General features: G+C 41.4%; 3 protein-coding genes. All 3 read right to left on the bottom strand.

Features of this window, described 5'->3' with window-relative positions; translation table 11 throughout:
* Nucleotides 1-1517: beta strand repeat-containing protein (locus ACH30E_RS16850; protein ID WP_490839014.1), on the bottom strand; the 1517-nt coding region annotated here is incomplete at its 3' end.
* Nucleotides 1518-1772: 255 nt separating this feature from the next.
* Complete coding sequence (locus ACH30E_RS16845) at nucleotides 1773-4514, bottom strand: beta strand repeat-containing protein (protein WP_490825760.1); 2742 nt, start codon at nucleotides 4512-4514, stop codon at nucleotides 1773-1775.
* 256 nt (nucleotides 4515-4770) lie between these two features.
* On the bottom strand, nucleotides 4771-9678 hold a 4908-nt coding region (locus tag ACH30E_RS16840; RefSeq protein WP_490825759.1), incomplete at its 5' end, for a tail fiber domain-containing protein.

Below are 9678 nucleotides of genomic sequence, written 5' to 3'. Positions count from 1 at the left end.
CCATTATAAATATAATTCGCACCCGTATTGTAATTGCGCGCTGTGGTGGTTTGTACATTACCACTGTTTGTGCCCACTGCTGCTATGCCTCCAGAGGAGCCGATACCTAGCGTGCCACCGGATGACAATGTAAATGTGCCTGCCCCATTGATCACATTAGCTCCTGCATAAAATATGGATCCATTATTAATAGTCATTACATCACCCGTAGGTATCGCTAGTGTAGCATTTGTATTTGTAACTATTGCCCCTCCACTATTGCCTATTGTTAACCCTCCATTAAAAGTTAAGGTGTTTACACTCGTTATACTTTGGTCCGTTGTTCCATTAAATGTTACAAGGCCGGTTCCGGTTGTAAATGTGCCGCTATTGGTAAAATCACCCCCAATGGTAATGGCCGCATTATTCGTTCCCGCATTACAGGTAGCTCCGGTATTTATCGTGAAGTTTTCACGAACAGTTAATGTGCCGGCTGATACTGTTTTAGATACACCTGAAAATACAAGGTTTGCATAGCTCGGAGTAATTGATACCGTTTGCGCCGCATTTATATGTGCATACTCTACTGTTGTACCTAAATCAATATTTCTTGTTGCAAATGCGGGAAAAGCGGTTGCAGTACCGCCTCCACCGGAGTACCTGCCTAATCTATATGTACTGCTATTATTCAGATTCAAAGTACCTGTACAGGTTACTGTATTCCCACTATCTGAAAATAAACTATTTGAAGTTACATCTCCGATGGTAAGATTTGAAACCGTTATTGCCAGGCGAAGAATGGCTCCGGAAGCATTATTTACTTTGAAAAGCGCTGCAGTACCTGCTGTGGCAGGCCAGTAGTTTTGAGGGAGTGTTCCATTAAGGTTAATCGTTCTGGGATTAGTGAAACCGCCACCTGCGGCAGTAGGGTTAGCCGCATTACCCACATTGCCCCCAATATTCAATACACTACCTCCGCCATTTACCATATCTACATGGTTACGTGCAAAGGTTGTGGTCATAATTAAATTACCTGTAATGTTGACAGTACCTGCAGTTCCGATTGATAAAATACAATCCTGACTATTACCACCTGTTGTTGGCATAGTTACAGATCCACAGTTTAATGTCCCTAAAACATTCACTGTTTTATTAAAGTTAGCCGCTGGATTAATATAGGTAATAGCATTAGTAACATTGAGTGTTATACCTGCATTGATAGTAAGGGTTCTGGTAGCAGTTTGTGTTCCTGCGGCCCAGGTAATTGAATTACATGACCGGTTATCCGTTACTGTTACTGAAGCATTAACAGCAATAATTACATCATCTGCCAAACCAGGAATGGTACCACCTACCCATGTACCTGCTGCGTTCCAGTTTCCTCCGGCTGCAACAGATGTTATAGTAGCTGATTGAACAATAATGGGAACAAGAGCAAGAGATAGAATAAAAATGTATCTTATCTTTTTAGAAAAGATATTATTGCCAATAACAAACGTATTGAACAAAGCTCTTAGGCTATGCCAGGATTTACACATATTACTACAGGTCAGGGTTTAATAAAACCGCTATTACTGCAGTAACTACTGTTTAAAAAAGACAGAAAGTTAACTGCATAATCGAACTCTCATTTCTTTTACTCCTCTTAATAAGAAGCAGAAATGATGCGATTATGCCCAGAGTTTAGTTAAAATCCTTTGACGTAAGTGCTTTATAAAACACACTTATGCTAAGGCTGTATTTTTGCTCATTTCAAAGATAGTAAATCCAATATTAAAAAAAGATTAGAGATTTTAGCCCTGTACGTTCAAAACACTGGTATCCGGGAGGGTTAATACGGCATTATCATTTATTTCAACGGTCTGGCAGTTAACCGTAGTCCCTGCAAGTACAGTTTTTGCACCGGCATTGCTTAAAATCAGGTTATTATAGGTAAAAGCCGTGATCGTTTGAGCCCCGCTTCCATTGTATTCAAAGGTATTACCTGTTACCACATAAGTAGTGGTGGTGGCTGTGGGCGTAAATACATTCGATACCCGTACCGTTCCTCCATTTACAAATGTTACCGTTCTTGTGCCATTTGTGCTGATTACCAGTGTGCCATAGTCAGCGGCACTTACTGTCTGGGCTCCGGCTCCGTTATAGTTCACCGTAAGGCTTCCCAATGTCTGATTCGTTATCGTATACTGACCCGCCAAACTCGGTGTGGCTGCCGTTCGCGTTACATTCACCGTGCCAGTGCCACTCAGGGTGCCTGCTCCGCTTATTACACTTGTGGCTGATGGATTAAATACGCCCGTTACAGACATCGTGGATACTACACTAAAATTTCCCGTACTGCTTACCGTTGTTCCACTCACCGTTAAATTATTAAATGCCAAAGTTCCACTCGCATTACTGATTGAGCCCGATGAACCTGACATCGTTATCGTGCCTCCTGCTGGTGAAAAATTGATCGCTCCACTCGTTGACAATGCACCCGATACCGTAAAACTTGTATTATACTGAGATTGCGATGTGGGTGTCGCACTCACCGTTAGATTGAAAAAACTCAATGTGCCGCTATTGTCTATCGACGATAATACATTACTCATTGTTACCGTTCCCGCACTCGCTACCATACTACCACTTACCGTTAATGTTCGAACTACTGAAAAAGAGTTCGTTGTGGTTGCACCACTTGCACTAATCACTAAATTGCCGTATGACTGGCCGCTGTTCAGTGCTGCAACTACATTCGTGGTACCAGCGTATTCTATCGTACTTGTATTACCTATCGAATGGGTGCTGTAGTTCGAGGGTAAAGTATTCGTGCCTCCTATGATCAAACTTGCTCCATTCGAGACCGTTAATGTGCCTCCTGCTGCACTTCGGTTTGCTGTAAATGTTACCAGATCCAATACCCCATTCAATACTGACAGATTTGATGTAACAGATACATTCGACTCCATCGTTACTGTATTGTTTCCTCCTCCGCCCGTATTATCTATCGTAAGATTATTTACCGTCGCTGGTAAGCCATTGCCTTCTGCCTGGTTTACTGTGCCATTATAAATATAATTCGCACCCGTATTATAGTTGCGCGCTGTGGTGGTTTGTACATTACCACTGTTTGTACCCACTGCTGCTATGCCTCCAGAGGAGCCGATACCTAGCGTGCCACCGGATGACAATGTAAATGTGCCTGCTCCATTGATCACATTAGCTCCTGCATAAAATATGGATCCACTATTAATAGTCATTACATCACCTGTCGGTATCGCTAGTGTAGCATTTGTATTTGTAACTATTGCCCCTCCACTATTGCCTATCGTTAACCCTCCATTAAAAGTTAAGGTGTTTACACTCGTGATGCTTTGGTCCGTTGTTCCATTAAAGGTTACAAGGCCGGTTCCGGTTGTAAATGTGCCACTATTTGTAAAATCGCCTCCTATGGTAATGGCTGCATTATTCGTTCCCGCATTACAGGTAGCTCCGGTATTTATCGTGAAGTTTTCACGAACAGTTAATGTGCCGGCTGATACTGTTTTAGATACACCTGAAAATACAAGGTTTGCGTAGCTTGGGGTAATTGATATCGTTTGGGCTGCACCAGATGCTAAATATTCAACCGTTGTTCCCAGAGCTATATTCCGGGTAGCAAAAGCTGGAAAAGTTGTTACAGCGGTAGAGCGCCCAAGCAAAAAACTTGACCCGTTATTCATGTTTAATGTGCCGGTACTTGTTACCTGATAGCCACTATCTTTAAAAACACTATTTGATGTAATATCTCCTATCGTTAGTGTTGTAACCGTCATTGTTGAACGGCTGGTAACTGCTACAGGGTTATTGATTTTCAATATTCCTAACGCTGCTGCTCCTCCATACAAAAAAACATTCTGTGTAGACGTTCCATTTAGGTTTATCGTACTTGTAGTAGGCGGAGTTGTAAAACCGCCACCAACTGCTGTTGGGGTTGCAGCATTACCGACATTACCCCCGATATTAATCACAGCATTACCGACCATATCGATATGATTTCTGACAAATGTTGTTGCCATAATCAAATTATTGGTAATAGTTACAACACCAGTAGTTGCAATAGAAAGTACACAATCCTGCGTATTTCCGCCTGTTGTAGGCATTGATATTGAGCCGCAGTTTAAATTACCGGAAACACTTACCGTTCTATTAAAGTTAGCCGCAGGGTTAACATACGTCAATGCATTGGTTATGGTAAGTGTTACCCCTGAGTTTATGGTAAGTGTTCTGTTGGCTGATATTGCACCGGCAGCCCAGGTTAATGAATTACATGATCGGTTATCCGTTACGGTTATTGATGCGTTTACGGCGATTATAACATCATCATTTATTCCTGGAATAGTGCCTCCAGACCAAGAGGCTGTTGAATTCCAGTTACCACCTGCAGCTGAGGAAGTAATTGTGGCAGCATTTGTTTTTATAGTAAAAAGTGTAATAAAGAGACAAACCAGGCAAGCAACACGACTTACACAGTTTACGGCTTTAAAGGGCCGGAAGAAAAATATTCCTGTCATATATCTCATCACTCTATTATCATCTTTTAAGATTGAGTCGCGAAACTGACCCGCACAAAAATGACAATAGAGGACAAGTATCAGGAGTAAGTACACAGGTGTACTTAACAAAATACCTGTTTTTTCTGTAGATAATACAGACCTTATTATTATGTAATGCTCAGGGCCTCTACGCTATTTGCTTATACAAAAGCTTCAAAACATATTCAATGTATGTGTTGAAGCTTTTGTATAAAATCAAATCAGCGTAATTTATTTATTCAGTGCCTTTTCCAGGCTTTGAATCTTTGGTTAATATTTCCAACAGTTTTTTGATAGCTCCAATTTCTTCTTCCAGTTTCTTGATCCTGTCTTTATCAGACTGTTGTTTTTCTATGATTGTCTGCTGTTCTTTTATTGCTTCAATCAACAGACCTACTAATTTAGAATATTCTACTGTTTTATACCCTTTTTCATCTGTTCTAACTACTTCAGGTACAATTTTTTCAACTTCCTGTGCTATCAGACCTAATTGTTTATTGTTTTCAAATCCTTTATCAGGGAATTCTTCAGTTTTCCACAAATAGGTTACACCTCTGAGAGCAAGTACTTTATCGAGGGCATTATCAACTGTCTTGATATCTTTTTTATATCGTTGGTCAGAAGTTTCGTTGATAGCATTGGTTTTTAACCTACCAAATACTTCCAGTTTATATGATCCACTTGGAGCACCACCAATACCTACTTCATTTGAAGCACCACCAATTGTAACATCACTTGTTGAAGTACCCGTATTGATACTTGTTGTAGAATTAATGTTGTTATTTAATACTATTGCACCATTTACAGTTAATCCTGTTAAGGTTCCAACTGATGTAAGGCTTGAAGAAACCACATTCGATGCCAATGTTGTACCAGAAAGCGTACCAGCTGGCACATTGCTTATGGTATTATTCGATCCGTTAATTGTTTTATTAGTCAACGTTTCTGTACCAGCTAAGGTAGCCAATGTACCAGTTGTTGGTAATGTAACGTTGGTAGCACCACTCACAGTTAGTGTTGTATTAAATGCACCGCTGGTAGTAAGGTTACCACCCAATGTAATGGTTCTTGATCCGTTGTTAACGCCCGTTCCACCATAAGTTGGACTGATAACAGTACCATTCCAGGTACCGGTTGCGATTGTACCAAGGGTTGTGATATTTGTGCTACCTGCCCAAGTAGACAATGCAGTATTTTCAACGTTACCTAATCCAACATCTGATTTGGTCAATGCTAACATTGATTTAGCAACTGCCGTACTCAGCTCTTCAACTACACCAGTACCTGCAGTATTTCTACCAAGGAAGGTCGCGGTAGAGATATTCTGGATTTTTGCCAGGGTAACATTTGAGTTCAGGATCTTACTGGTTGTAACCGCATCTGTTGCGATAGTAGTTGCCAATGATCCTGAAGTTGTTGTAACATCACCGGTTAAGGCAGGGAATCTTGCGGCAGCCAGTATGCCTGTTACATTTGTGCCAGATAAGTTAACTGCATTAGCGGTGATTTGTTGACCACTTAGCGACAGATAGTTTTGTCCAGCAAGCGTTACATCACCGGTATTTGTACCAGTCAGGTTAGAACCTGCAACAGTACCTGATGCGGCAACTGAACTAGGGGTAATATTACCCAATGAAAGAGTAATTGTACCACTTGTTGTAATTGGTGATCCAGACACACCAATACCGTTACCACCACTTACAGACACAGAAGTAACTGTTCCACTTCCACCCCCACCGGTTGCGCTAAGTTCACCGCCAGTAAGTGTAAGACCGGCGCCGATAGTTATTTGCTCAACATTACCAGTTCCTGCCGTACTTCGGCCTAACAAAGTGGTTGTACTGATTTGCTGGAAATTACCAAATGTAACTGTGTTAGGTGACAAGGATGAACCGGTAATATTCGTCAAGGTATTATTCGAAGCATTAATCGTTTTATTCGTTAAGGTTTCTGTACCCGATAAGGTTGCAAGTGTTCCTGCAGTCGGCAAGGTTACATTCGTTGTACCCGTTGTTGTAAACGTAGTGTTGAATGCACCTGCGGTTGTTAGGTTACCGCCCAAAGTTATCGTTCGTGATCCATTATTTACCCCTGTACCACCTTTGGATGGGTCTATTATTGTAGCACTCCATGTACCTGAAGTAATGGTACCTACAGTAACCAATGCACTCGATCCTGCTAATGGTGATTTACTTTGAATGCGGCTCTGTACTGCCGGGAATGAATCTGCTTCAAAACTATTTAACCTGTCTAGATATGGTGTTAGCATTAAGCTTGTATCCAATATCTTCAGATAGATTGGAGACATAACTGAATCTACATCTTTATATTTTAGAACATGACCATAACGTGCGTAACCTGTTCTTGGAATATCCAGTGCAAATTCAGCTCCATTTAACATTTGGGCTGTATCCGTTGTTTTGATACGACTATTAAAGATGATGGTATCAGCCACATTGAATTTGCGCATAGCTATACTATCCATCCTGGCCCTGGTACCTACGATACTGGTATCAACTTTAAGTGTTACTGCGGCAGAACCATTATAAGTAGTGTTTGTAGCATTATTTGCTAACAAACCATTTGATACACTTAATGCATTATTTAACGCTCCGCTCAGTGTTGCTGCACTGATGGTACCAGTTGCATTAACATTGCTAAAATTACCAGTAGTTGCACTTACAGTTGCAGCAGTAGCAGTTCCTGTAATATTTGCGTTGGTAAGATTTGCGGTAGTTGCGCTAACGGTTGTACCCTGAATAGTACCAGTAACAGCCAATGTAGTTAAGCCTGTGATAGCACTTGTATTAACCGTTGAGAAATTACCAGTTGTTGCACTAACTGTTCCAGCCTGTAAGGTATTTGTAACGCTCAGATTAGATAGCCCGGTAAGGTTCGTAATATTCGCATTAGTGATCGCTGCTGTTGTAGCTGTAATCGCAGACACATTTGCCAGATTCGTAATACTGTTCTGTGTTCCTGCACTTAAAGTACCACTTAGAATTCCGGCAGTTATTGTGCCAGTACTATTAATACCAGCAAAATTACCTGTCGTTGCACTTACAGTGCCCGCTTCAATAGTACCAGTGATGCTGATATTAGTCAGACCAGTGAGGTTCGTAATATTAGCATTAGTGATATTAGCCGTAGTAGCTGTTAAGCTGGTTACATTAGCAAGGTTTGTAATGCTGTTCTGTGCTCCATCACTTAATGAACCACTCAATGTACCCGCACTGATGGTGCCAGTAGCAGTGATGTTCTGGATATTAGCCAGGTTAGTAATGCTGTTCTGTGTACCATCGTTTAAGGTTGCACTTATTGTTCCACCTACGATATTACCAGTTACGGTGATATTATCAAATGTACCTGATCCGCTGGTGATACTTGTCGTGCTTACATTACCTGCACTGATGGTTCCAGTGATACTGATATTAGTCAGACCAGTCAGGTTCGTAATATTAGCATTAGTGATATTAGCTGTTGTAGCTGTTAAGCTGGTTACGTTAGCAAGATTAGTGATTGAGTTCTGTGCACCATCGCTTAATGATCCACTCAATGTACCTGCACTGATGGTTCCAGTAGCTGTGATGTTCTGGATATTTGCCAGGTTAGTGATTGTATTCTGTGTTCCTGCATTTAAGGTTGCACTGATTGTACCGCCGACAATGTTACCAGTTACGGTGATATTATCGAATGTACCGCTTGTGCCAGTCACATTGGTTGCACTTACGGTGCCTGCACTGATTGTTCCAGTAATACTGATATTAGTCAGACCACTTAGGTTCGTAATGTTTGCATTAGTTATATTAGCTGTAGTAGCAGTTAAGCTGGTTACGTTAGCCAGATTAGTAATGCTGTTTTGTGCTCCTGTTGACAGGCTTCCACTTAAAGTACCCGCACTGATGGTGCCAGTAGCAGTGATGTTCTGGATATTAGCCAGGTTAGTGATGCTATTCTGTGTACCATCGTTTAAGGTTGCACTGATGGTACCTCCTACGATATTACCAGTTACGGTGATATTATCAAATGTACCTGATCCGCTGGTGATGCTTGTAGTGCTTACATTACCTGCACTGATTGTACCAGTGATGCTGATATTAGTCAAACCACTTAGGTTCGTAATGTTTGCATTTGTGATATTAGCCGTAGTAGCAGTTAAGCTGGTTACGTTAGCAAGATTTGTAATGCTGTTCTGTGCTCCTGCTGACAGGCTTCCACTTAAAGTACCTGCACTGATTGTACCAGTAGCAGTGATGTTCTGGATATTAGCCAGGTTAGTGATGCTGTTCTGAGTACCATCGTTTAAGGTTGCACTGATTGTTCCACCTACGATATTACCAGTTACGGTGATATTATCGAATGTGCCGTTTGTGCCAGTTACATTAGTTGCACTTACAGTGCCTGCACTGATTGTACCAGTGATACTGATATTAGTCAGACCACTTAGGTTCGTAATGTTTGCATTTGTGATATTAGCCGTAGTAGCAGTTAAGCTTGTTACGTTAGCAAGGTTCGTGATGCTGTTCTGAGCTCCTGCTGACAGGCTTCCACTTAATGTACCCGCACTGATAGTTCCAGTAGCAGTGATGCTTTGGATATTAGCCAGGTTAGTGATGCTGTTCTGTGTACCATCGTTTAAGGTTGCACTTATTGTACCACCAACGATATTACCAGTTACGGTGATATTATCGAATGTGCCATTGGTTCCAGTCACATTAGTTGCACTTACTGTTCCTGCGCTAATTGTACCAGTGATACTGATATTAGTCAGACCAGTCAGATTCGTAATATTAGCATTAGTGATATTAGCCGTAGTAGCAGTTAAGCTGGTTACGTTAGCCAGATTAGTGATTGAGTTCTGTGCTCCATCACTTAATGATCCACTCAATGTACCTGCACTGATGGTGCCAGTAGCAGTGATGTTCTGGATATTTGCCAGGTTAGTGATGCTGTTCTGAGTCCCGTCATTTAAGGTTGCGCTGATCGTACCACCAACGATATTACCAGTTACGGTGATATTATCGAATGTACCTGATCCGCTGGTGATGCTTGTAGTGCTTACATTACCTGCACTGATTGTACCAGTGATACTGATATTAGTCAGACCAGTCAGGTTCGTAATATTAGCATTAGTAATATTAGC

The sequence above is a fragment of the Sediminibacterium sp. FW305-C-61 genome (genome assembly GCF_058231065.1).
This window is presented reverse-complemented; position numbering and strand designations above follow the sequence as displayed.

Bases quoted from the DNA above. Each gene is read 5' to 3' on its own strand.
- ACH30E_RS16845 (WP_490825760.1), bottom strand. From the start codon at position 4,514: ATGACAGGAATATTTTTCTTCCGGCCCTTTAAAGCCGTAAACTGTGTA.